The sequence below is a fragment of the Streptacidiphilus sp. ASG 303 genome, assembly GCF_020991365.1.
Lineage (GTDB): Bacteria > Actinomycetota > Actinomycetes > Streptomycetales > Streptomycetaceae > Peterkaempfera.
Genome location: NZ_JAJLRA010000012.1, coordinates 157,168 through 179,262 on the forward strand (window position 1 = coordinate 157,168; position 22,095 = coordinate 179,262).

Here is a 22,095-nt window from a genome sequence, read left to right on the forward strand (position 1 = left end):
CGGCGCGGGTGTCCACCCCGGGCATCGCCCCGCGCAGGTCGCTGGTGATCTCCCCAGCCGGGCCCCCGTGCCGAGCAGGCTGTGGTCGGCGACGCCGTCCGGCGGGACGCCCGCGATCCCCTCCTCGCCCGGCGCGGACCCCGCCCTCCACGATTGGTCATGTCCCTGTCCAGCTGGCATGATCACGTCGTCGGCCGGCGATCCTCCCGACGGCCCGCCGGCGAAGGAGGGAAAGCATGGACACCCACGTGACACCCGGTCCGCGCAGGGGACCGCGCCTCAGCCGGCGCTCGCTCCTCGGCTGGAGCGCGGCCGCCGCGGCGGCATCGGGCACCACTCTGCTCGGCGCGGCCACGGCGCACGCCGCCGGTGCGCCCGCCACCCCGGGGTCCGGACTGCTGCTCGACTCCCCGGTCGTGGACCTCGACGACGGCTCGGACCCGCTCATCCGCGAGAAGCCGCTGCACAACTCGACCGTCCTGCAGTCCTTCGGCTTCGACAACGTCAACGGCCGCATCTACCTGGCCCAGGTGATGGAGGGCGGCATCCAACTCCCCGGCGAGACGGCGCCGGTCAGCGGCACCGACCGCAGCATCCGCGGCGACCTGTGCATCACCCGGTGGGACCTGTCCGGCAACCAGCTGGGCTCCATGTACGCCCGCGGCCTCGGCCACGGCGTGAGCTTCGGCGTGGAGCCCTTCGGCGCGGGGGCCTACCTGTGGACCGAGGCCGACGCGGTTCCGACCTCGGACGGGAAGTCCAGCCGGGGCCAGCGCCTGGCCCGCTTCAAGTTCGTTGACGGCGCCGTGGTCGACAGCAGCTCCTCCGCGCTGGTCAAGCACACCCCCGTCCCCGGCAGCACGGCCAACACCGCCTCCGTCGACCCGGTGTACGGGCGCCTGGTCCACCGCTACGGCACCGACGGCGGCATGCGGTACGCCGTGCACGACCTGGACCTGGCCCGGCTGGGCATCTGGAACGCGCCCCTCGCCGACATCGCCGAGCCCGCCGTCACCGTCCCCGCCCAGTACGGCACGCCCGACTTCCAGGGCTACGCCGTCGCCGGCCGGTACCTGTACCTGATGCACGGCAACGCCTACGGCACCACCCAGCAGATCGACCTGAACGGCGACGGCACCGCGGAGACCGTCGTCGTCTCCCCCGACGGCGAGGGCAACACCTTCCTCACCTCCGTCGACCTGGGCACCGGCGCGATCCTCGAGACGCGGCCGACCAGGGCCGCCTACACCCTCACCTACCGCGAGCCGGAGGGACTGGCCGTCCAGGTGCCCAGTGCGGCGGACCCCGCCACCTTCCGCCTGTGCATGGGCTTCGCCTCGGGCGACCCCGGGGCCCGGCAGGCGACCATCTACGTCAAGGACGCCCTCGTCCGGCCCTGACGGCGGGCGGTCCGTGATCCGCCCGTCCCCGGTGCGGCGACGTGCCCGTCGCGGACCGCCGGCCGCCCGTCCCGGGCAGGGTGCCAGGAGAGCCTTTCAGGGGGGTGCCATGGCGAAGGCCGCCATCAGCCCGGACAGCGACCTCGCGATCGAGGTCATGCTGCCGGCCGGCACCAGGAGCCCGCGGGACGGCGGTCGAGCTGATCGTCCGGGACCACCTGGCACGGGGGCACCGCACCGAGGCCCGCACCGGGGACGCCGCCGACCCGGAGCGCCTCGCCGACCGGCGCTCGGCGCCGGAGGAGGGCCGGTGAACACGTCGGCACGAGTCCGGCGCGCCGGCAGGGGGCTGACGGTCCTTCCGGGCAGTGTCCGACCGCTGACCGCTGACCGCTGACCGCTGACCGCTGACCGCCGACCGCTGACCGCCGACCGCTGACCGCCGACCGCTGACCGCCGGCCTCGTCCGCCGACGGCTCCGGGAGCGGGCGGCCTCCCCGGGCGTCCTCGGGACGGCCGCCGGTCGAGCGACCGCTGCGGCCGTGACGGGCGGGGCCCCGCGCCGTCGACCTGCTGTCCCGGGTCCCGGACCGCCCGCCCGGGGGCCTCGTCGAGCACGCCCCCGTGGCCGGGGCCCCGGCTGTGCGCGACCGCGCCGGCGGCGGAGGACCGGAGGGCTCCGGGGCGCCCGGACCGTGGACCGGCCCTGCCCGGGGTGTTCACCCCTGATGAAAAATGATTGCGCCCGCCGCGGTGATCCCGGTAGAAACTTGCAGCGCCGCCCCCGTCCCGCCTGCCCGAACGAGAGGGCCGACCTGCATGCGCCCACGGTCCGCACTGCCGGGCATCCCCCGGGAGCGCCTCCGGCTGCTCGCGCTCCTCCGGCACGCCTCCCGCCCGGCCGTCGCCGCCAGCGTCCTCGTGCAGCTGGTCGTCGGTGCGGCCCCGCTGGCGTTCATGCTGTCCAGCAGTGCGGCCGTGGGCCATGTGCGTGCGGCCGCGGCCGGCGGGACCGGATCGGCGGCGTGGCGGTCCCTCGAGGTGGCCATGAGCCTGGCGGCGGCCGCCCTGGTGGTCGGTCAGGTCCTGGCGCCGGTGCAGCGGATGCTGGCCTGGGTGATCCAGTCCCGGGTCGACGTCCACGTCCACCGGAGGCTCATGGACGCCAACTACGCAACACCGGGGATCGCCGTCATGGAGCGCCCCGAGGTCCGGTCGGCACTGGACGAGGCGGTCGCCGGGATGCGGCGGTTCGCGACCCCCGGCGCGGCCGCGGCGGCGTCGCTGACGCTGCTGGCCCGGTACACCGCGTTCGCCGGCGCGCTGGCCGTCGTCGGGGCCGGGCTCGGCTGGTCCGCCGCGGCGGCGGCCGGAGTCGGGGGCCTGGTGCTGCGCGTCACGCACCGGCGGGGGGCGAACGCCTACGCGTCGGCGATCGTGGACACCATCGCGGACCGGCGGCGGTACTCCTTCCTGTCCTCCTCGGCCATGGGCACCGCGGTCGGGAAGGAGGCGCGGATCTTCGGGCTGGCCGGGTGGCTGGCCGACCGCGGAGAGGAGGAGGGCCTCCGCTACTTCCGCACGCTGTGGGCCATCCGCTCCAGGATCTTCATCCGGCCCTTCGCGCTGGCGGCGGCGGTCACGGCCGCCGGCGGGGCGCTGGCGCTGGCCGGACCGGCCTGGCCGCGCGGCGGCCTGCCCGCGTGGACGACCGTGCTGGTCGCGCAGGCGGTGATCGGCGCGCTCGGCATCGGGGCGAGCTTCGATGAGTCGGACTACCTCATCTCCTACGGCCTCACGTGCCTGCGCCACGTCGAGCGGGTGGAGGCGGCGGTGGCCGCCGCACGGCCCGCTGCGGCACCCGGCGCCGTCCCCGCCGTCCCGGTCGGGCCGGTGACCCGGTCGATCCGGTTCGAGGACCTCGTCTTCACCTACCCGGGCGCGGACCGGCCGGTGCTGGCCGGCGTCACGCTCGACCTGGAGGCCGGAACCTCCCTCGCGGTGGTCGGTGCCAACGGCGCGGGGAAGACCACGCTGGTCAAGCTGCTGTGCCGGTTCTACGAACCGCAGTCCGGCCGCATCAGGGCCGACGGCGTCGACATCGGGGGCTTCGACGCCGCGCAGTGGCAGCGCCGCATCGCGGCCGTCTTCCAGGACTTCGGCCGCTACCCGCTCCCCGCCGCCGACAACGTCGGCTTCGGCGCCGCCGAGCTGGCCGCGGACCGGGCCGCCGTCACCCGGGCCGCGGAGCGCGCCGGCGCCGACGGCTTCCTCGAGGGCCTGGAGCGGGGACTCGACACCACGCTCAGCCGCGACCACGAGGGCGGCACCGACCTGTCCGGCGGGCAGTGGCAGCGCGTGGCGCTCGCCAGGGCGATGCTCGCGGTGTCCGGCGGCGCCTCGGTCCTGATCCTGGACGAGCCCACCGCGAGCATGGACGTGCGCGCCGAGGCGGCGTTCATCGACAGCTTCCTGGACCTGACGCGGGGGACGACCACGATCGTGGTGTCGCACCGGTTCGCCACCGTCCGCCGGGCCGACCGGATCGTCGTCCTGGACGGCGGCCGTGTCGCCGAGGACGGCACCCATGACGAGCTCATGGAGCTCGGCGGGCAGTACGCGCGCATGTTCTCCCTGCAGGCCGCCCGGTTCGCCGTGGCCACCGCCGCGGAACAGGGGGACGGGTCATGACACCGGAGGTCGGGCCGGGGCCGGGAGGGCGGCTCCGGGGTGTGCGCGACGCCTTCGCCACGTGCCGGACGCTGCTGCGGGAGGACCCGGTCCGAGGTGTCGGCGGCACCCTGATGATCTTCTCGGGGGCGGTCTCCGGTCCGCTCCTCGGCCTGGCGCTGGCCGCGTTCGTCGAAGCCGTCACGCAGGGCAGGCACGGCGCCGCCGCCCTCGCGGGATGCTGCATCGCCGTGCTGGCCGTGGTCCAGCTGACCATGGGGCACTTCACGTCGATGGTGTTCGGCGTCCTGGGGGAGCGGGCCGTCCTGGCCACCACGGCGCGCCTCGTGCGCGCCACGCAGGACGGCGCGACGCTGGACCGGCAGGAGGACCCCGGTTTCGCCGACGAGCTGTCCCTGCTCCAGCAGGACGTCCTCCAGCTGAACAACGTGGTGCGCGGCCTGCTGGAGACGCTGGCGGTCACCGTCCAGCTGCTCGTGACCGTCGCCCTGCTGGGGAGGATCCAGCCGCTGCTCGTGCTCCTGCCGCTCGCGGCGCTCGCCCCCTACGTCGCGGGACGCCACGCCACGGAACTGGCCGAGCGCACCCGCAGGGCCGTCGAGCCGGAGCGCCGCCGCGCCCACGACCTGCTGGTGCTCGCCCAGCAGCCGGGTCCGATGATGGAGATCCGCCTGGCCGGGCTCAGCCCGGAACTGGCCCGCCGCCAGGAGGAGCTGATCGCCCTGGCCGCCGCCCGGACCCGCCGCGCCGAGACCGCGGCGGCACTGGTCCGCACCGCCGGACAGGCGGTCTTCGGGGTGGCCTACGGCCTGGCGCTGCTGCTCGTGGTGCGCGACGCGGTCGCCGGGCACGCCGGGGTCGGCGACGTGGTCCTCGCGATCGTGCTGGCCCAGCAGGTCGCCATGGGCGTCACCCAGATCCTCGGCCTCACCCTGGACATGCAGCGCGCCGGGCTGATCGGCGCCCGGATGCGGCGGGTGCTGGCCGCCGCCGCGGAGGACGCGGACACGGCCTGCGGCACGGGCGCCGCCCCGCCCGCCCTGCGCGACGGGATACGGCTGGAGGGGGTCCGCTTCCGCTATCCGGGCGCCGGCAGGGACGTCGTCCGCGGCGTCGACCTGACGTTGCCCGCCGGCTCGGTGGTCGCCCTCGTGGGGGAGAACGGCGCGGGCAAGAGCACCCTGGTGAAACTGCTGTGCGGACTCTACCGGCCGAGCGCGGGCCGCATCCTCGTCGACGGCAGGGACCTGGCGGACCTGGACGTGCACGCGTGGCGGGAGGCCGTCTCCGCCGCCTTCCAGGACTTCGTCCGTTTCGAGTTCCCGGCGCAGCAGGTCGTCGGGGTCGGCGACCTGCCCCGTGCCGACGACGCGGACGCCGTCCGCCGGGCGCTGCGCGACGCCGGAGCCGACGGCGTCCTGTCCGGCCTGCCGGACGGCCTGGCGACCCGCATCGGCACCAGCTTCCCCGACGGCCGCGACCTGTCCGGCGGCCAGTGGCAGAAACTGGCCCTGGGCCGGGCGATGATGCGCCGGAGCACGCTGCTCCTGGTGCTCGACGAACCGGCCGCCGCCCTCGACGCGCAGTCGGAGCACCTGCTGTTCGAGCGCCACCTGGCGAACGCGCGCGAGGCGGCCCGCGCACGCGGCGCCGTGGCCCTGTTCGTCTCGCACCGGTTCTCCACGGTCAGCATGGCCGACCGGATCGTGGTGCTCGAGGACGGTGCCGTCGCCGAGCAGGGGACCCATGCCGACCTGATGGCGCTCGGCGGACGGTACGCGTCGCTCTTCGACCTGCAGGCGCGCGGCTACCGTCCCTAGCCGGACCTGGTCCGGGCCCCTCCGGCGGGCACCCCGGACCCGGCACGCCCCGGGACGGGGGGGACAGGCCGCCGACGGGCCCCCTGCAGGGCGGGTCCGTCCGCGGATCATGCCGCCGGGCGGTGCGCCGCCGTACGGTGGCCCGCATGGAGGGCGAGGGCGAGGACGAGGGCGTCGGACGCGGCGAGGGCCTCGCCGCAGCACCCCTCGGGGTGCCCCGCCGGCTGTGGTGGATCGGCTCCGTCGCCCTGGTGGCGATCGCGGCGGTCGTCGCGGTGTACCGGCGGCAGGACCTGGCTGCCGCCTCCCACCTGATCGCCGCGGTCCGGCCGCCCCGGCTGGTCCTGGCCGCCGGGTTCGAGGCGGCGTCCCTCGCCGCTCTGGTCGCGCTGCAGCAGTGGCTGCTGCGGACGGGCGGGGCGCGGCTGCGCCTCCGGGTCGTCGCGGCGGTCGTGCCGGCGGCCAACGCCGTCGCCGGCGCGGTGCCGGGCGGGGCGGCGGTCGCGACCGCGTGGGTGTTCGCGCAGTGGCGGCGCAGGGGTGTGGGGCAGGTGCTCGCGGGAGCAGTGCTCGCCGTCTCGGGCGTGCTGTCGGCGGTCGCGCTCCTCGTGCTGCTCGTGGCCGGCGCGCTGGCCGGCGGCTCCGCGGGGCCCGGCGCGCTGCGGCCGGTGGTCCTCGGGACCGCGGCGTTCCTCGCTGTGGCGGCGGGTGCCGCGGCCGGTGTCTCCCGGTTCAGGCCGGTGCGCCGCCTCTTCCGGCGCCTCCTGCGGCGGCTCGGGGCGCGTTCCCGGCGGCTGCGGGACGTCGAGGACGGCCTGCGCGCCCTGGTCCGGCACGTCCGCGCCGTGCGGCCGGGGCTGCGCCCGTGGTGGCTGCCCTTCACGTTCGCGCTGCTCAACTGGGTGTGCGACGCGGCCTGCCTCCTCGCCTGCGCCTGGGCACTGGGCATTGCTGTCCCCTGGCGCGGGATCCTCGTGGTGTACGCGCTCACCCAGATGACGGGGAGCCTGCGGCTGACGCCGGGCGGCCTCGGCGTGGTGGAGGCCGGGCTGACGGCGCTGCTCGTGCTGTACGGGCTGCCCGCCGACCGGGCGATCGCCCTCACGCTGCTCTACCGCATCGTGGGCTACTGGGCGCTGCAGCCCCTCGGCTGGGCGTGCTGGCTCGGCCTGACCCTCGGTGCGCGACGCGCGGACCGCCGTGCCGAGGCCGGCGGGCGCACCGGGTGACAGGCCCGGGCCCGTCGCCCACGCCCTCCGGCCCCGGGGACGGCGGCGGCCGGGACGGCGGCGCCTACTCGGTCCGGGAGAGGCCCCGGTGCGCGAGGACGAAGAACACCAGCGCGAAGACGGCCACGACGGCCAGTTCCCACCAGATCGGCAGGGTGTGGCCGAGGATCGTGACGTTGGTCGGGAAGCGGGCCCGGGCGGCGGCGGACATGTCCTGCGCCGAGAAGACCACCTGCCGGAGCGGAGCGACGGCGTAGGTGAGCGGGTTGAGCCGGGTGACCACCGCCAGCCAGGCGGGGAGCCCGTTGAGCGGGAAGAGCGCCCCCGACAGGAACAGCATGGGCATGAGCAGCATCTGCATGACGACCTGGAAGGACTCCATCCGCTGGATGCGGCTGGCGACGAAGACCCCGAACGTGGTCATGGCCACGGCCATCAGCAGTTCGATCCCGATCACCTCCACGACGAGCAGGGGTGTGAGGCGGATGCCGACCAGGGGGGCGAGCACCAGCATGATCGTCCCCTGGGCGGCGGCCACCGTCGCCCCGCCGGCCGTCTTGCCCAGCACGAGGGACGCCCGGCTGACCGGGGCGACCAGCATCTCGCGCAGGAAGCCGAACTCGCGGTCCCAGACGATCGACATGGCCGAGAACATGGCGGTCATGACCACGCTCATGGCGACCACCCCGGGATACACGAACTGGCGGAAGGTGAACCCGCCGGTCGTCCCCACCAGCCCGCTCATGCCGTAGCCGAGGACGAGCAGGAAGAGGACGGGCTGCGCGAATCCGCTCACGATCCGCGTCCGGGTGCGGGTGTACCGGATCAGCTCCCGCTCCCACACCATCGCGACGACCCGGAGCTCGCCGGGAACCGACGTGCCGGTGCCCGCGGCCGCGACGGCGGGAGTGCGCGTGGAGACGGCGGTCATCTCTCCTCCTCAGCGTCTCCGGGCGCCGTGCGCCCGGGCGAACATGGGGACGGCCTCGCCGTGCTGCTCCCGGATCTCGCGGCCGGTGAAGTGGAGGAACACGTCGTCCAGGGTGGGGCGGCGGGCCCGGACGGTCCGCACCGGCACCTCCGCGGCGGACACGATGGGGCCGACGGCGGACTCCTCGTCGTCGACGAAGACGGTGATGCCGCCCTCGGTGTGCACGGCCGTGTAGCCGACCCGTTTCAGCGAGGCCAGCGCCGCCTCGTCGTCGTCGGTCCCCAGGGTGACGGTGTCCGCCCCGACGGAGGCCTTCAGTGCGCTCGGGGTGCCGAGGGCGATGATCGAGCCGTGGTCGATGATCGCGATGCGGTCGGCGTACTCGGCCTCGTCCATGTAGTGGGTGGTCAGGAAGATCGTCACGCCTTCCTCCTCCCGCAGACGCAGCACGTCGTCCCACATGAGGGCACGGGTCTGGGGGTCCAGGCCGAGGGTGGGCTCGTCGAGGAAGAGGATCCTGGGGGTGTGGAGCATGCCGCGGGCGATCTCCAGGCGCCGGGCCATGCCGCCCGAGTACGTCGACACCAGGTGCCTGCGGCGGTCCGACAGCGCGACGAGATCGAGGACCCGGGCGATGCGCGGCTCGACCCGGTCGTGCGGGACGCCGTAGAGCACGGCGTGGAAGCGCAGGTTCTCCTCGGCCGTGAGCTGGTCGTCGAGCGTCTGCTCCTGGAAGACGAGCCCGATGCGGCGGCGGACCTCCCGGGCCGCCGAGAGCACGTCGTAGCCGGCCACCGTGGCCCGCCCCGACGTCGGCCGGGCCAGGGTGCAGAGCATCTTGATGGTCGTCGACTTGCCGGCGCCGTTGGGGCCGAGGAGGGCGAAGACCTCGCCCTGCGCGACCGAGAAGTCGACACCGGCGACGGCGACGACCTCCCCGTACCGCTTGGCCAGCCCGTGGACGTCCACCGCCGGCCCGGCACCGTCCCGGACCGGCCGCTGCGCGAAGTCGGCATCTGCACTCACGACGGGCCCCTGTCCGCGGACCGCGGTGCCCGCCCGGACACGGTCCGCATCCACGGCCCATGGTCCGAGCCTGCCCCCCGGGCGCCCCGGCGGCCAGGGCCGCTCGTCCTCCCGGCGACGGCCGTCCGGCCCTCCGCAGGGCGGGCGGGGCCGGCGGCGGGAAGCGGCCCGGACCGGTCCTCGCCGCGCGAGCCGCTGCGGGAGCTGTTCCGGCGTGCGGCGCCGGAGGCGCCGCCCCGGCCGCACGGCGGCGGGGCCGACGGGAGGGCCGCCGTCCCCCGCGGTGTCCGTGTGCGGGACGGCGCCGGGCATGCCGGGGTCCGCGTCCGGGACACCCCGGGGAGGGACGCAGCGATGAGTTCTCCCGGCCCGGAGAGTCCCACCCCTGTTGCCGACACCACGGGAGGAACCCATGGCCCAGCTCCTGAGAGTCCAGAACTTCACCGTCTCGAGCGACGGGATCGGCGCGGGTGAGGAGCAGAGCCTCGAGCGTCCGTTCGGCCACGCCGATCCCGCGAGGCTGTTCGCCTGGGCCGGCGCCACGGCCAGCTGGCCCATGCGCACCGACTCCGGCGGCAGCCGGGGCCTCGACGACTACTTCACCCGGGACTTCGCGCGGAACATCGGCGCCGAGATCATGGGCCGCAACAAGTTCGGGCCCCAGCGCGGGCCCTGGCGCGACCACGAGTGGCGCGGCTGGTGGGGTGACGAGCCCCCGTTCCGCACCCCGGTGTTCGTCATGACCCACCACAGGCGTCCGTCGTTCACGCTCTCCGACACCACGTTCCACTTCGTCGACGGGGACCCGGCCACGGTCCTCGGGCAGGCGCGGGAGGCGGCGCAGGGCAGGGACGTCCGGCTCGGCGGCGGGGTCACCACCCTCCGGCAGTTCCTCGACGCCGACCTCGTCGACACCCTGCACGTGGTGGTCACGCAGGTGAAGCTCGGGACCGGGCTGCGGCTCTGGGAGTCGCCCGACGAGCTGCTCGACCGGTTCCACCTCGAGGTCGTGCCCAGCCCGAGCGGCGTGACGCACCACCTCTTCTGGCGCAGGTGACACGAGGGGCCCTGCCGGTACGCCGTCGGCCGGCTCGTGAGGTCGGACGGGAGGTCGGACGACAGGGCCTGGGGGGAGGGGGGCCGCGGTGCGCGCGGCCCCCGTTCCTGCGGTGGACCGGCCGGCGAGGCCGCGTCCGAACGCCGCCCGCCCCGGACCCGGCCCCGGCTCCCAACCCCCGGCCCCGCGCCGCCGCCCGCACGGACCTCACGCGGCGGCGGCGGTGCTGACCGGTACCGATCCGGCCGCGACCGCGCGGCGCCTCGCCGCACTGCGCCCGGCGACCCGATGGTGGCCGCCCTCACCGCCTGCACCCACGAGGTCCTGGAGGTGCTCGGCATCGACTTCGGCCCGGCGCACGCCGAGGTGATGTTGACCGCGGACGGGCCAGCACTCGTCGAGATCGCGCCCGGATGAACGGGGCCATGCACCCTGCGTTCCACGCCGGGTGCTGCGGTGCCGACCAGGCGCGGGCCGGCGCGCCGGCGTGGCCGCGCCCCGAGGATTTCCTCGCGGACTTCGCGGGCCGCACCTACCGCTCCAGTCCGCTGACCGTCCACATGGCCCACGCCGACGCGGCGGCCCTGGCGCGCGACCACGTGCGGGTCGAGGCCCTGGCCAGGAACGTGGTCCGGCTCGCGTAGCGGGCGCAGGAGAAGAAGGTGGCGGGTGCGGAGCCGTCGCGCCCGCCCCCTGAGGACGTGCCCGACGACCCGCTGGGCCGGGCACCGTCGCTGACGGGACCGCAGGGACCGGCCGCCCCCCTGCCGAGGCACCCCGCCCGGACCGCGGCAGCGCGATGCGTTCCCCCCGCTGGGCGGTCTCACTTCTCAACGATTCGCGATCAGCCCGACATGCAGGGCGCGTCAGCAGTCTGCTTATGCATGTGCTTTTGGCATATGCCAAACAAAGGAAAGGGCGACACGCGGACCGGGTCGCCGAGGTTCATTTCCGAGCGCACCTCCAAGAGTTCGTGATCTCCCTGTGATGTGAGTTCGCATCAGAACATATCGGCTGCTGGGAATCCCGTTCTCTTCGTGTACATTTCTCCGGTCCGCTCCTCCGCCTGCGCGCAGCCCCGCCGCGCGGCACGGCCAGGTCCGGCAGCCCATCGCGCACCTGCAAACCGCAGAAGGGCCCGGTGGACGGCCGCGCGGGCCCCACCCGGCACGGCCCCCTGCGGCGTGCGCGGGCACGTCCGGGCGCACGGCGTCCGGACCCGGCAGACAGTGAGGAAAAGCCACAAGTAAACATCTCCACCCCGCGGCGGCCCGCACACCGGCTCGCAGCGGTCCTGGCGGCGGCGCTCGTCCTGATCGCCTCCGCCCTGGCCTGGGCGCGTCCCGCCCATGCCGCACCCGCGCTGCCCGGAGGGAAGGCCAACTGGGTGGTGTCCGTCGGGTCGCTGAACCCGTCGGCCCGAAGCGGCTACCGCAACTGGGTCCGGCTGGGCTACTACACCTTCGCGGCCGACGGCACGGCGAGTGCCAGCCACTGGCGGTGGAACCAGCAGGACCAGCCCACCCGGGTCGCCGCCCTGACCGCGGACTGCGGCGGCGTCCCGACCTGCTCCGTGCGCACCCTGCCCGGCTTCGCCGGCAACCCCACCGGCTCCCTGAAGGGCACCTACACCTACACCGCCGACGGCAGGCTCGCGGTCACCTGGAACCGCACCGGCACCGGCGCCGCCACCGGTCCCTTCCACGAGTACTGGACCGTCCAGACCGGCCTGGCCTCCGGCGGCGTCGCCCGCATCACCAGCCCCGGCTTCTACGGCGCCTACGGCGCCGGCGTGACCATCCCCGCCGCCGGCGCCTTCACCGACTACGGCGCCACCTTCGGCGTCGGCTACGGCAGCAACGCCTCCCTGGGCCGCGAGAGCCGGGCCACCATGGCGGCCCTGCTGAAGGACCCGCGCTACGACGCCCAGCCCTACAAGGGCGCCTACGTCGTCGCCAAGGCCTCCTCCTCCGACCCCGCCACCCGCACCGGCATCGTGGCCCGCGAGGGCGCCGGCGGCTCCTGGACCCTGGCCGACACCGCCAACCCCTGGCGCCTGTGCAGCAGCGGCCTGTGCGCCGGATGGGTCCAGCCGGGCACCAGCTGCGGCGGCACCGACAAGGCGCGGGTGCGCTACCTCGCCGAGATCGGCGGCGGACGGCGCACCGCCGAGGAGTACTGGTGCCGCTCCCTGGCCCAGGGCAAGCCCTGCTACGTCCACAACTCCCACCCCCGCCCGATGCTCCAGGTCGTCGACGACGCCGGCGTCTTCCGCGGCTGGGTCGGCGTGGAGGGCTTCACCCACGTGAGGACCACCACCGGCCTGCCGGACAGCAGCTGGATCGAGGGCTACTGGGGCGTCTTCGACATGGTCTCCGCCACCCTCCAGCCGAAACTGCCCTGACACCTCCCACCTGTCGGAGGCGCCTGCCTGTCCCGCGTCCACCGCAACCTCTCGATCACGACGGCTGTGTCCACGGGAACGGCATCAGATGATGTGTGCGCCAAGGGCGTCATCCCCGGCGCGGGTCGCGCGCATGCGGCCAACGACGGCAGGTGCAGCGGCGACCGCATGGTCGTGTCCGCGGATGTGTCCCCTGCTGAGAAGGCTCGGCCTGGGGCCGTGAAGGGGTGGCGCGAGATCTGCGCCTTCGGCCACTGCCGCACGGGAGAGGTCGTGGCCCAGGAGATCAGGGCCATCGGCCTCGGCCTGCCCGACTCGGCGTGCACCGCGGCTGGCGGCGGCGCGGATGCGGCTGATGCTCCGCCGCCACGTGGGGCCCTGGGGTGTCTCGTCCCGCAGCTCGGCGAGCTCGGACGCCTCGGCGACCACCCGGTCAAGCGCTCCCACGGCAAGCAGCCGAAGATCGGCGGCGAAGCCGGGGGCTCCCGCCCCCGCCGGCGGCGGCCCCGCGCCTCGCGGCCGGGCGCGTCTCGTGCCGCGCCCCCGCGCAGCAGGGGACGTGCAGGGTCCGCGGGCGGGCCGTTCGGACCGGCCGGCCCGGCGTCCGGCCGACCAGGCCTGGTTGCCGGGGGTCCTCCATCACGGGGAGCCCTCGCCCGCCTTGCCGTCCACGATGCCGACGAACTCGTCCGTGGTGAGGATGGCATGGGCGTACAAGGGTGCGTTGAGCTCGAATGTCGCCGTCATCTCCTCCCAGCTGAAGGAGCCGATGGCGTCGCGGATGAGGGTCACGTGGTAGCCCAGCTCCTGACCGAAGCGTGCGGTGGTGTCCACGCAGGTGTTGGCGCGCATGCCGATCAGCACGATCTTCCTGATCCGGTGCTGCTTGAGCATGAGGTCGAGGTCGGTGTTCGCGAAACCGCTCGATGCCCAGTGCTGGCGTACGACGAGTTCGTCCTCGCGAGGGTGGAGGTCGGGGTGCCACTCGGCTCCCCAGCTGCCCTCGGCGAAGGTCTGCTGGGCCATGATGCGCTGCTGGGTCGGGGACAGGTGGCTCCACGTGACGTAGTCGTCCGGCTTCGTCCGGTGGTGGGGCACGACGAGGACGCGGAAGCCCCGACGGCGAGCCGTGGCGAGCATGGTGCGCATGTGGTCGAGCAGGCCGACGCCTTCCGCCACCTCCTTGCCCCGGGGCCAGAGCTTGCCGCCTTCGGAAAGGAAGTCGTTGTACGGGTCGACGATCAGAAGAGCGGTTTCGTCCGGGGAGTACGGCGCTTCAGAAGTCATGAGCAGTTCCCGTCCGGCCGGTGAACGGATCGATCGCTGCCGGGATGCGCGGCGGAGTGGCCGACCTGGGCGGAACCCGGCCCCTCTGGTGCGATCCGCCGGCTCGGTCCTCAGTCTGTCACCTGTCCGTCCGCCCGGCATGCGCGCCGGTGGTGCGAGGAATGCCCAGGACCCGTGGATCCGCCCGAGGGGCGCACCTTCCCGGGTGAGTGCCCGATGCTTCGCCGAGCAGGTTCGAGCGCGGTCGGCCGGTCGGCCGGTCTGCCGGTCGGGCGCCGCGAGCCCGTCGTGGCCCGGAGACCACGGGCCGCGAGCCCGCCGTACCCCGCCCCGGAGTGTCCGTGCGGCCTGTCGGGGCGGGGACGGGGGCGGGGCGGGTGCCGGATGCCAGGGGCTGGTCCGGGGTCAGTCGGACGTCCGACGCAGGACCAGGCAGACGAAGCCCCAGGTGTCCCGGTAGGCGCGCAGCCATTCGGAGCGGCGGGTGCCGGCTGTTTCGAGCACCTGTGAGCTGTCCGGGTCGGCCCGGTGATCCAGGGCCCACGACGCGAGCGACCCCCAGCAGGCCCACTCGTAGTCGTCCAGTTCACTGCGCGTGCTGACGTGCCCGTGGACAGGGGTCCAGCCGTCGGCGACGACACGGTCCACCGTGGTCGCCAGGTCGGTGAAGTCCCCGAGCATCTCGACGGCCTCCCGGGAGGGCTCGTCGTCCCAGAAGCCCTCGCCGATCAGCACGCGTCCGCCCGGAGCCAGATGCCTGCGTGCTGCCGCGAGGGTGGGGAGCAGGCCGCCGTAGGCATGCGTGGCCCCGACGCTGAGCACCAGGTCGAACGGGTGCGGGGAGGAGAAGTCCGCGGCTTCCTGGTGGTGGAGGACGAGGCGCTCGTGGACGCCGAGGCTGCTCGCGGCCTGGCGGGCCTGTCCCAGGGCGTCCTCGGAGATGTCGACCCCCTCGGCCCGCACCTGCGGGTGCATGGCCAGCGCGCGCAGAAGCCACTCCCCGCTGCCGCACCCCAGGTCGAGCACACGCTCGTCGCCGCGCGGGAGGCCGCGTTCCAGCAGCCGGCGCACCGAGTCGTCGTCGAGCGGGGACTTGATCGGGTGGTCGGCATGGGCAAGCCTGGAGATCTGCTCACGGTTCATCCGCGCAGCCTGGCAGCGCCATAGGCCGTACGCACCCCGTTTTCCCCGGTGAGCCGGAAGCCTCCCGGACAGCCGCCGATCCACGAGTACCGGCCGCCGCCCCGGACGCCGCCACCACCGCGTACGCGGTGCGCGGCAGGACCGCCGAGAGCGTCGGCCCCGACGAACCCGGCACGACCGTGCACGGCCATCTCAGCGGTGCCCTCGCCGGCGCCCACCGGCCACCCCGCACCCCGCACCCCGCGACACGGGCGGGCCGCCCCGGACGCCCCGACGCCTTCCGGAGCGGTCCGCGCCCGCGCCCCGCGGTTCCCTGTGCCCGCGCGCCGTGCCGGGCACGCACAGCCGGTGGCGGGGCGTCGTGCGCAGCCGCCTCCGCCCGTGTCCGGGACGGCTTCCGCCGGGTCCCGGCCCCGAGGGGGCGCAGGCCCCGTCGTGTGGATCTTCTCGAAAATTCTCCGGTAACGTGAGGGTCATGAGTCACCCACACCCGGAACTGGGGCCGCCGCCGCCGCTCCCCGACGGCGCACTGCGGGTCGTCCCCCTGGGCGGACTGGGGGAGATCGGCCGCAACATGACCGTCTTCGAGCACGCCGGACGGCTGCTCGTGATCGACTGCGGCGTGCTCTTCCCCGAGGAGAACCAGCCCGGTGTGGACGTGATCCTCCCGGACTTCACCTCGATCCGTCACCGCCTGGACGACATCGAGGCCATCGTCCTCACCCACGGCCACGAGGACCACATCGGCGGTGTGCCCTACCTGCTGCGCGAGCGGAGCGACATCCCCGTCGTCGGGTCGCGGCTGACGCTGGCCTTCCTCGAGGCCAAGCTCAAGGAGCACCGCATCACCCCGAAGTCGGTGCGGGTCAAGGAGGGCGACCGCCGCAGCTTCGGGCCGTTCGAGTGCGAGTTCGTCGCGGTCAACCACTCCATCCCCGACGGCCTGGCCGTCGCCCTGCGCACCCGCGCCGGGCTGGTCCTCCACACCGGGGACTTCAAGATGGACCAGTTCCCGCTCGACGAGCGCATCACCGACCTGCGGGCCTTCGCCAGGCTCGGCGAGGAGGGGGTCGACCTCTTCCTGGCCGATTCCACCAACGCCGAGGTGCCCGGGTTCACCATCTCCGAGCGCGACCTCAACCCGGCCATCGAGCAGGTCTTCCGCACCGCGCCCCGGCGGGTGATCGTCTCCAGCTTCGCCAGCCATGTGCACCGCATCCAGCAGGTGCTCGACGCCGCCCACGCCCACGGCCGCAAGGTCGCCTTCGTCGGCCGCTCCATGGTGCGCAACATGGGCATCGCCCGCGACCTGGGCTACCTCAACGTGCCGCCCGGCCTGCTGGTGCAGCCCCGGGAGCTGGACGGCATGCCCGGTGACAAGGTCTGCCTGGTCTGCACCGGCTCCCAGGGCGAGCCGATGGCCGCCCTGTCCCGGATGGCCAACCGGGAGCACGAGATCCGCATCGGCAAGGGCGACACCGTCCTGCTCGCCAGCTCCCTGATCCCCGGCAACGAGAGCGCGATCTACCGGGTGATCAACGGCCTCGCCCGCTGGGGTGCCAACGTCGTCCACAAGGGCAACGCCAAGGTGCACGTCTCCGGCCACGCCAGCGCCGGCGAGCTCGCCTACTGCTACAACATCATCAAGCCCGCGAACGCCATGCCCGTGCACGGCGAGTGGCGCCACCTGCAGGCCAACGCCGAGATCGCGATGCGCACCGGGGTCGCTCCCGACCGCACCCTCGTCGTCGAGGACGGCGTCGTCGTCGACCTGGTCGACGGGCGGGCCAAGATCACGGGCAAGGTCCCCGCCGGCTACGTGTACGTCGACGGCATGACGGTCGGCGGCGCCACCGAGGGCTCCCTGAAGGACCGGCGCACCCTCGCCGAGGAGGGCGTCGTCACCGTCGTCGCCATCGTCGACGCCGACACCGGCGAGCTCGCCGAGCCGCCGGACTTCCTCGCCCGCGGCTTCGTCCACGACGGCACCACCTTCGAGCCGGTGATCCCCGTCATCGAGAAGGCGCTGGCCAAGGCCGCCCAGGAGGGCATCGGCGAGGTGCACCAGCTGGAGCAGCTCATCACCCGCGCCGTCGGCGCCTGGGCCTGGCGCACCCACCGCCGCAAGCCCATGATCATCCCGGTGATCATCGACGCCTGACCGGTCCCGCCGCCCCGGGTTGCCGCCGGGGCATCCGCCCACGGGCGTGAACGGGCCGGCGGGAACCCGGGCCGGGGGCGTCGGGTGCGGGCGCGAGGGGGAAGCGCCGAGCGGGCGGTCGTGGCCCGTGTGCCGTGCAGGCGGGGTCGTCGAAGTCCGCCTGCACGGCACCGCGGGGCACTGCCCTGTCCGGCGGCCGGTGTCTCAGGCCGCCGCGTCGAGCACGACGCGGAAACGGGCCTTGCCCGAGAGCATCCGCTCGTACCCCTCCATGGCCCGCTCGAAGGGCAGGACCTCCACGCTGGGGCGAATGCCGTGGGCGAGGCTGAAGGCGAGGTTGTCCTCGTTCTCGACGGAGGAACCGGTCAGGCTGCCGACGACGGAGTGGGTGCCGAAGATCAGGTCGGGGGTCGAGACCGTCAGCGGGTCCGGCGCGGCACCGACCACGATCAGCCGGCCGTTCGGGGCCAGCCCCCGGACCAGCGGACTCATGGAGGCGCCGCTGGACGCGGTGGCGACGATGACCGAGGCGCCGCCCAGGTCGCGCAGTGCGGCCCCGGGGTCGGCGGCGGTGCTGTCGATGTACTCGTGCGCGCCCAGCTCGCGGGCGAGCGCCTCCTTCTCCCGGCCCCGTGCCACGGCCGCGACCCGGTAGCCGAGGCTGCGTGCGTACTGCAGGGCCAGGTGGCCGAGTCCGCCGATGCCCTGCACGGCGACCAGGGACCCCGCCCGGGCGTGACCCTGCTGCAGCGCGGCGAAGGTGGTCAGCCCGGCGCACAGGAGCGGAGCGGCGTCGAGCGCCGAGATGCCCTCGGGGATGCGCACCAGTCCGCTGGCCCGGGCGTAGGCCACCTCCGCGTACCCGCCGTCGGTCGTCGTTCCCGTCTGGGCCTGGGCCAGGCAGTTGACGAAGTCGCCCCGGCGGCAGGGCTCGCACTCCCCGCAGTGCCCGTTGAGGAAGCCGACGCCGACGCGGTCGCCGGGCTGCCAGGCGGTGACGCCGGCCCCGACGGCGTCGACGACGCCGACGATCTCGTGGCCCGGGACGACGGGCTGCGAGGGGTCGGGCCGCAGGCCCTCCACGGCCAGCACGTCGGTGTGGCAGACACCGCAGGCCTGGACCCGCAGCCGGACGTGCCCCGGTGCGGGGTCGACCAGCTCACGCTCGACCAGCCGCAGGGTGTGGACTCCGGTGGCCTCGAAGGCTCGATAGGTGGACATGCTCTCGCTCCTGGGTGTTGTGGCGAAGCCCGCGTCCGGCAGGGGGCAGGCCTTCAGGGGGCTGCTCCGGCCGTGGGCCGCCCGCCCGTACACACGGACTCGGCCGCGGACGGAGGCGGGACGCCGGATTGAATATGACCGGTCTACTTAAGCCTGGTCCGGCCCACTTCGTCAACAGGCCGAGCCGTCACCGGTGCGGCCCCTGCGGGGGGAGTGCGGGCATCGGAATGCCGAGCCGCCCCTCCCGGAGGCTGCGCAGGTTGACGCGCAACGAGGCGACCGGCCATATTGAATCGGAGGTGATCCAGGATGGGACGTGCGTCCAAGCGTGAGGACATCGCAGAGGCCGCCCTGCAGCAGTTCCGCGAGCGCGGCTTCAACGCCACCGGCATCAACGACATCACCCAAGCGGCCGGCGTGCCTAAGGGCTCGTTCTACAACCACTTCTCCAGCAAGGAGGAGAGCGCCCTGGAGGCGCTGGACCGGTATGCCGGCACTCTGCGCTTCGACATGCTCGCCGAGCCGGGGCGCCCCCCGCTGGAGCGGCTCCGGGCGCACTTCGAGCACCTCGGCAGGGAATCCCTCGGCAGCCGGTTCGTCCGCGGCTGCCTCGTCGGGAACCTGGGCGCGGAGATGGCGGACCACAGCGAGGAGATCCGCTCCGCCGTCCGGCTCGGTTTCGACCACTGGGCCTCGCACATCCGGCGGGTGCTCGTCGAGGCCCAGGAGGCAGGCGACCTCGATGGCGCTCTCGACACGGCGGCTGCCGCGCAGTTCATCCTGAGCGCCTGGGAGGGGACGCTGATCGCGACCCGTGCCGAGAAGTCCGGGGCGCCGGTGGAGGCGTTCTTCCGCATCGTCTTCGACGTCGTCCTGCGCTAGGCCGCCCGCCGCGTGTGTCGGAACCGCCCGACGGGGGTGACGGGGAGCCCTTTGCTGATCCAGAATCACCGGATGATCGCGCTCGAGACCTCCCGTCTGGTCCTGCGCCGCTGGCGCGAGGAGGACGTCGCGCCGATGGCCGCCGTCCATGCCGACCCCGAGGTCATGCGGTGGATCCGTGACGGCAGCGTCCGTGACGAACGGCAGACGCGCGACGGGATCCGGGCGTGGGAGAGCGAGTGGGAGTCGCAGGGCTTCGGCCTCTTCGCCGTGGAGATCCGGTCCACCGGTGAGCTGGCCGGTTTCACCGGCCTCTCGGTGCCCCACTTCCTGCCGGAGGTGCTGCCGGCGGTCGAGGTCGGCTGGCGGCTGGGGCGTTCCCACTGGGGGCGGGGCCTGGCCACCGAGGCCGCTGCGGCCGCGGTGCGCTTCGGGTTCGAGGAGCGAGGGCTGGAGCGGATCGTCAGCATCGCCCAGGTGGGCAACCACGCCTCCGAGCGGGTCATGGCCAAGCTGGGGATGCGTCCGGTCCGTGAGGCCGTCAATCCCACCTGCGGCCGACGCGTGCGGGTGTTCGAGCTGTCGTCGGACCGGTACGCCGCCACCGCTCGCTGACGGCGGCGCCGAGGACGGTGGCCCCGGGGCGGGCCGCGAGCCCGTCGCGTACCCGGTGGCCGGGGTTCGACGTCTCCCGAGGCGGTCGATGCCGCCCTGGACCGCGCGCCGGTCCTTGTCGCCCTCCGGGTCGGGCCGCGGCCGCGCCGACCCCTGAGGTGTCTGCCGATGAACCGGCCGTCCGTCCGCGGGCGGCAAGGGCCTGAAAGGGGCGCTTGACGTAAGTAGACCGGTCGTCTAGTTTGAGTGGCCGGTCGACCGGCTCGCCCGGACGGCCGATCGGATCCTCTGACGATCACACCTCATGAAGCGGAGCCTCGTGATGACCACCCCCGTCAAGCTCGCCATCGTCTACTACTCGTCCACCGGCACCATCGCGGAGATCGCCAAGGAGCTCCACGACGCCGGTGTCAAGGCCGGTGCCGAGGTCCGTCTGCTCAAGGTCGCCGAGCTCGCCTCCCAGGCCGCCGTCGACTCCAACCCCGCCTGGGCCGCCAACCAGGCGGCCACCGCCGGCATCCCCGAGGCCGCCCCGCAGGACATCGAGTGGGCCGACGCCGTCATCTTCGGCACCCCCACCCGCTTCGGCAACGTCTCCTCGCAGCTCAAGCAGTTCATCGACACGCTCGGCGGACTCTGGGCCGAGGGCAAGCTCACCGACAAGGTCTACAGCGGCTTCGTCTCCACCGCCACCGCTCACGCCGGCCACGAGTCCACCCTGCTGGCCCTGTACAACTCCGTCCACCACTTCGGCGGCATCATCGTCTCGCCGGGCTTCACCGACCCCGCGAAGTTCGTCGACGGCAACCCCTACGGCACCTCCCACGCCGACGGCCAGGGCACCAACCCCGTCGACGAGGTCACCCGCACCGCCGCCCGCATCCAGGCCGAGCGCGTCGTCAGGATCGCCACCACGCTCAAGGCGGCCGCCTGACCGCACCACCCGCCGGCCCCGCGGCCGCCCGCCCCTGACCGTGACGGGCGGCCGTACCCGGCCCCGGCCCGGCACTTCCGCAGGAGCTGCCGTGCTTCTCCCCGGGGGCGGTCGGCCGGCGGCACTCCCGCCGCGCACCGGAGGCCGTCCCCGGCCGCGCGAGGGGGCGCTTCCCCCACCCCCGCGGCCGGGGACGGCGCTGCTGCGCAGCACGCGGACAGAACCGAGAGAGGACCAAGACGATGAAGGAATTCCTGGTCGTGCTCACCACGACCGTCCCCGAGGGAACCGACCCGGAGGAGGTCACGCGGCGCCGCGCCGCCGAAGCCGTCCGCGCCGGGGAACTGGCCGCCGCCGGCCTCCTGGGCAGGCTGTGGCGGCCGGTCGGCGAGCTGCGCAGCATCGGCCTGTGGCGCGCCGGCGACGAGGCCGACCTGCGCGAGAACGTCCTCGGCACCCTGCCCCTGTGGCCGTGGATGACCGCCGAGATCACCGCGCTGCAGCCGCACCCCAACGACCCGGGCACCACCGGCTGACCCACCCCTTTCATGCCGTACGCAGCCAGGAGGCAACCGATGAACGGCACAGCAGCACAGGAAGCCATCGTGCGAGGCGTCATGGACCGGTGGAAGACCGCGGTCGACGCGCACCAACCGCAGCAGGTCGCCTCGATCTTCACCGAGGACGCCGTCTTCCAGGGACTCCACCCCTACAGCGTCGGCCGCCAGGGGGTCGCCGACTACTACGACTCCCAGCCGATCGGGCTGGCGGCCGACTACCGGGTGCTGGAGACGCGCAGGCTCGCGCAGGACGTCCTGCTCGGCTACCTGGGTGTCGACTTCTCCTTCACCGACAGGCCGGCCGTCCAGGTCACCCTCAGCGTCGTGCTGAGGCGCCTCGGCGACCAGTGGTACATCGCCCACTACCAGGTGTCCAAGCTCGGCTGACGGGCTCCGCGAACGGGCCTCGGCCGGAGGCGGTCCTGCCCGGCGGCGGTGGCGCGGGCGCGCGGCGCGCGGCCCGGGCGCGCGGCACCGGTGCGCTCGGGGGAGGCCGGGATCCGGAAGGGCCTGACACGCAGTCCGCCCCGCATGCCCGACGGCCGTTCCACGGCGCGGACGGTGCTTCCTCGCGCAGGCCTGGCATGGCCGGCGTCTCCCCGCACGGGGGCAAAGGCACCGTCGAGGGGGGCGGGGCCTCGGGCACCACGTCGGGCGCGGCCGGCCGCCCACGGACGGGCGCCCCCGCCGCCCGGGTGGGGTGGGCCGCCGGTGGGCCCCGGGGCCCCCCCCCA

The 22,095-nt window shown here is 74.3% G+C and carries 19 protein-coding genes and 1 pseudogene; 15 read left to right on the plus strand and 5 right to left on the minus strand.

Going from position 1 to position 22,095, the window contains the following annotated elements; translation table 11 throughout:
* Window positions 1–236: 236 nt before the first annotated feature.
* The 5 genes and pseudogenes from LO771_RS17545 (at window position 237) to LO771_RS17565 (ending at window position 7,140) form a co-directional block, all read left to right on the plus strand.
* The gene (locus tag LO771_RS17545) at window positions 237–1,400 is read left to right on the plus strand and encodes a teichoic acid biosynthesis protein C (protein WP_230653473.1); all 1,164 of its coding nucleotides are present in this window, start codon (window positions 237–239) and stop codon (window positions 1,398–1,400) included.
* A 109-nt stretch (window positions 1,401–1,509) separates the two neighbouring features.
* A pseudogene (locus tag LO771_RS17550) lies at window positions 1,510–1,714 on the plus strand (hypothetical protein).
* 505 nt (window positions 1,715–2,219) lie between these two features.
* Window positions 2,220–4,091: an ATP-binding cassette domain-containing protein gene (locus LO771_RS17555; RefSeq protein WP_230653475.1), complete on the plus strand. Its 1,872-nt coding sequence runs from the start codon at window positions 2,220–2,222 to the stop codon at window positions 4,089–4,091.
* Window positions 4,088–5,911, plus strand: coding sequence for an ABC transporter ATP-binding protein (locus tag LO771_RS17560; RefSeq protein WP_230653477.1), 1,824 nt, complete (start codon window positions 4,088–4,090; stop codon window positions 5,909–5,911). Before LO771_RS17555 ends, LO771_RS17560 begins: the two co-directional genes overlap by 4 nt.
* A gap of 146 nt (window positions 5,912–6,057) precedes the next feature.
* Entirely contained in the window at window positions 6,058–7,140 is a 1,083-nt protein-coding gene (locus LO771_RS17565) for a flippase-like domain-containing protein (RefSeq protein ID WP_230653478.1), read from the plus strand.
* A gap of 64 nt (window positions 7,141–7,204) precedes the next feature.
* On the opposite strand, the gene LO771_RS17570 is transcribed toward LO771_RS17565, so the two are convergent.
* Both LO771_RS17570 and LO771_RS17575 read right to left on the minus strand, forming a co-directional pair.
* Entirely contained in the window at window positions 7,205–8,071 is an 867-nt protein-coding gene (locus LO771_RS17570) for an ABC transporter permease (protein WP_230653480.1), read from the minus strand.
* Window positions 8,072–8,080: 9 nt separating this feature from the next.
* Window positions 8,081–9,097 carry an ATP-binding cassette domain-containing protein gene (locus LO771_RS17575; RefSeq protein ID WP_230653482.1) on the minus strand — a complete coding sequence of 339 codons (1,017 nt, stop codon included), beginning with the start codon at window positions 9,095–9,097 and terminating at the stop codon, window positions 8,081–8,083.
* Between the two features lie 412 nt (window positions 9,098–9,509).
* On the opposite strand from LO771_RS17575, the gene LO771_RS17580 reads away from it, so the two are divergent.
* The 4 genes from LO771_RS17580 (at window position 9,510) to LO771_RS17590 (ending at window position 12,558) form a co-directional block, all read left to right on the plus strand.
* Entirely contained in the window at window positions 9,510–10,154 is a 645-nt protein-coding gene (locus tag LO771_RS17580; RefSeq protein WP_230653484.1) for a dihydrofolate reductase family protein, read from the plus strand.
* Window positions 10,155–10,442: 288 nt separating this feature from the next.
* Complete coding sequence (locus LO771_RS30735; protein WP_255744484.1) at window positions 10,443–10,571, plus strand: hypothetical protein; 129 nt, start codon at window positions 10,443–10,445, stop codon at window positions 10,569–10,571.
* An 8-nt stretch (window positions 10,572–10,579) separates the two neighbouring features.
* Window positions 10,580–10,798 (plus strand): hypothetical protein, encoded by a 219-nt coding sequence (locus LO771_RS17585; RefSeq protein WP_230653485.1) that lies wholly within the window; start codon window positions 10,580–10,582, stop codon window positions 10,796–10,798.
* Between the two features lie 743 nt (window positions 10,799–11,541).
* Window positions 11,542–12,558 carry a hypothetical protein gene (locus tag LO771_RS17590; protein WP_230653486.1) on the plus strand — a complete coding sequence of 339 codons (1,017 nt, stop codon included), beginning with the start codon at window positions 11,542–11,544 and terminating at the stop codon, window positions 12,556–12,558.
* 639 nt (window positions 12,559–13,197) lie between these two features.
* Here the strand turns inward: LO771_RS17590 and LO771_RS17595 are convergent.
* Together LO771_RS17595 and LO771_RS17600 are read right to left on the minus strand one after the other, a co-directional pair.
* The gene (locus LO771_RS17595) at window positions 13,198–13,845 is read right to left on the minus strand and encodes an isochorismatase family cysteine hydrolase (RefSeq protein WP_230653488.1); all 648 of its coding nucleotides are present in this window, start codon (window positions 13,843–13,845) and stop codon (window positions 13,198–13,200) included.
* A gap of 405 nt (window positions 13,846–14,250) precedes the next feature.
* The gene (locus tag LO771_RS17600; RefSeq protein ID WP_230653490.1) at window positions 14,251–14,988 is read right to left on the minus strand and encodes a cyclopropane-fatty-acyl-phospholipid synthase family protein; all 738 of its coding nucleotides are present in this window, start codon (window positions 14,986–14,988) and stop codon (window positions 14,251–14,253) included.
* A 475-nt stretch (window positions 14,989–15,463) separates the two neighbouring features.
* Between LO771_RS17600 and LO771_RS17605 the strand changes: the two genes are divergently transcribed.
* Window positions 15,464–17,149, plus strand: a complete 1,686-nt coding sequence (locus LO771_RS17605; protein WP_230653492.1) for a ribonuclease J — start codon at window positions 15,464–15,466, stop codon at window positions 17,147–17,149.
* Between the two features lie 204 nt (window positions 17,150–17,353).
* Here LO771_RS17605 and LO771_RS17610 read toward each other — a convergent pair whose 3' ends face one another.
* On the minus strand, window positions 17,354–18,370 hold the full coding sequence (locus LO771_RS17610) for an alcohol dehydrogenase catalytic domain-containing protein (protein WP_230653494.1): 1,017 nt from the start codon (window positions 18,368–18,370) through the stop codon (window positions 17,354–17,356).
* 309 nt (window positions 18,371–18,679) lie between these two features.
* Between LO771_RS17610 and LO771_RS17615 the strand changes: the two genes are divergently transcribed.
* The 5 genes from LO771_RS17615 (at window position 18,680) to LO771_RS17635 (ending at window position 21,748) form a co-directional block, all read left to right on the plus strand.
* Window positions 18,680–19,252: a TetR/AcrR family transcriptional regulator gene (locus tag LO771_RS17615; protein WP_230653496.1), complete on the plus strand. Its 573-nt coding sequence runs from the start codon at window positions 18,680–18,682 to the stop codon at window positions 19,250–19,252.
* A 72-nt stretch (window positions 19,253–19,324) separates the two neighbouring features.
* Window positions 19,325–19,867: a GNAT family N-acetyltransferase gene (locus tag LO771_RS17620; RefSeq protein ID WP_255744485.1), complete on the plus strand. Its 543-nt coding sequence runs from the start codon at window positions 19,325–19,327 to the stop codon at window positions 19,865–19,867.
* Window positions 19,868–20,189: 322 nt separating this feature from the next.
* The gene (wrbA, locus tag LO771_RS17625) at window positions 20,190–20,801 is read left to right on the plus strand and encodes an NAD(P)H:quinone oxidoreductase (protein ID WP_230653507.1); all 612 of its coding nucleotides are present in this window, start codon (window positions 20,190–20,192) and stop codon (window positions 20,799–20,801) included.
* A 242-nt stretch (window positions 20,802–21,043) separates the two neighbouring features.
* Window positions 21,044–21,337: a muconolactone Delta-isomerase family protein gene (locus LO771_RS17630; protein ID WP_230653498.1), complete on the plus strand. Its 294-nt coding sequence runs from the start codon at window positions 21,044–21,046 to the stop codon at window positions 21,335–21,337.
* Between the two features lie 39 nt (window positions 21,338–21,376).
* Window positions 21,377–21,748: an SgcJ/EcaC family oxidoreductase gene (locus tag LO771_RS17635; RefSeq protein WP_230653500.1), complete on the plus strand. Its 372-nt coding sequence runs from the start codon at window positions 21,377–21,379 to the stop codon at window positions 21,746–21,748.
* Window positions 21,749–22,095: the final 347 nt, after the last annotated feature.

Coding starts and splice junctions, on each gene's coding strand:
- LO771_RS17545 (WP_230653473.1), top strand. CDS start 237: ATGGACACCCACGTGACACCCGGTCCGCGCAGGGGACCGCGCCTCAGC.
- LO771_RS17555 (WP_230653475.1), top strand. CDS start 2,220: ATGCGCCCACGGTCCGCACTGCCGGGCATCCCCCGGGAGCGCCTCCGG.
- LO771_RS17560 (WP_230653477.1), top strand. CDS start 4,088: ATGACACCGGAGGTCGGGCCGGGGCCGGGAGGGCGGCTCCGGGGTGTG.
- LO771_RS17565 (WP_230653478.1), top strand. CDS start 6,058: ATGGAGGGCGAGGGCGAGGACGAGGGCGTCGGACGCGGCGAGGGCCTC.
- LO771_RS17570 (WP_230653480.1), bottom strand. CDS start 8,071: ATGACCGCCGTCTCCACGCGCACTCCCGCCGTCGCGGCCGCGGGCACC.
- LO771_RS17580 (WP_230653484.1), top strand. CDS start 9,510: ATGGCCCAGCTCCTGAGAGTCCAGAACTTCACCGTCTCGAGCGACGGG.
- LO771_RS30735 (WP_255744484.1), top strand. CDS start 10,443: ATGGTGGCCGCCCTCACCGCCTGCACCCACGAGGTCCTGGAGGTGCTC.
- LO771_RS17585 (WP_230653485.1), top strand. CDS start 10,580: ATGCACCCTGCGTTCCACGCCGGGTGCTGCGGTGCCGACCAGGCGCGG.
- LO771_RS17595 (WP_230653488.1), bottom strand. CDS start 13,845: ATGACTTCTGAAGCGCCGTACTCCCCGGACGAAACCGCTCTTCTGATC.
- LO771_RS17600 (WP_230653490.1), bottom strand. CDS start 14,988: ATGAACCGTGAGCAGATCTCCAGGCTTGCCCATGCCGACCACCCGATC.
- LO771_RS17605 (WP_230653492.1), top strand. CDS start 15,464: ATGAGTCACCCACACCCGGAACTGGGGCCGCCGCCGCCGCTCCCCGAC.
- LO771_RS17610 (WP_230653494.1), bottom strand. CDS start 18,370: ATGTCCACCTATCGAGCCTTCGAGGCCACCGGAGTCCACACCCTGCGG.
- LO771_RS17615 (WP_230653496.1), top strand. CDS start 18,680: ATGGGACGTGCGTCCAAGCGTGAGGACATCGCAGAGGCCGCCCTGCAG.
- LO771_RS17620 (WP_255744485.1), top strand. CDS start 19,325: ATGATCGCGCTCGAGACCTCCCGTCTGGTCCTGCGCCGCTGGCGCGAG.
- wrbA (WP_230653507.1), top strand. CDS start 20,190: ATGACCACCCCCGTCAAGCTCGCCATCGTCTACTACTCGTCCACCGGC.
- LO771_RS17630 (WP_230653498.1), top strand. CDS start 21,044: ATGAAGGAATTCCTGGTCGTGCTCACCACGACCGTCCCCGAGGGAACC.
- LO771_RS17635 (WP_230653500.1), top strand. CDS start 21,377: ATGAACGGCACAGCAGCACAGGAAGCCATCGTGCGAGGCGTCATGGAC.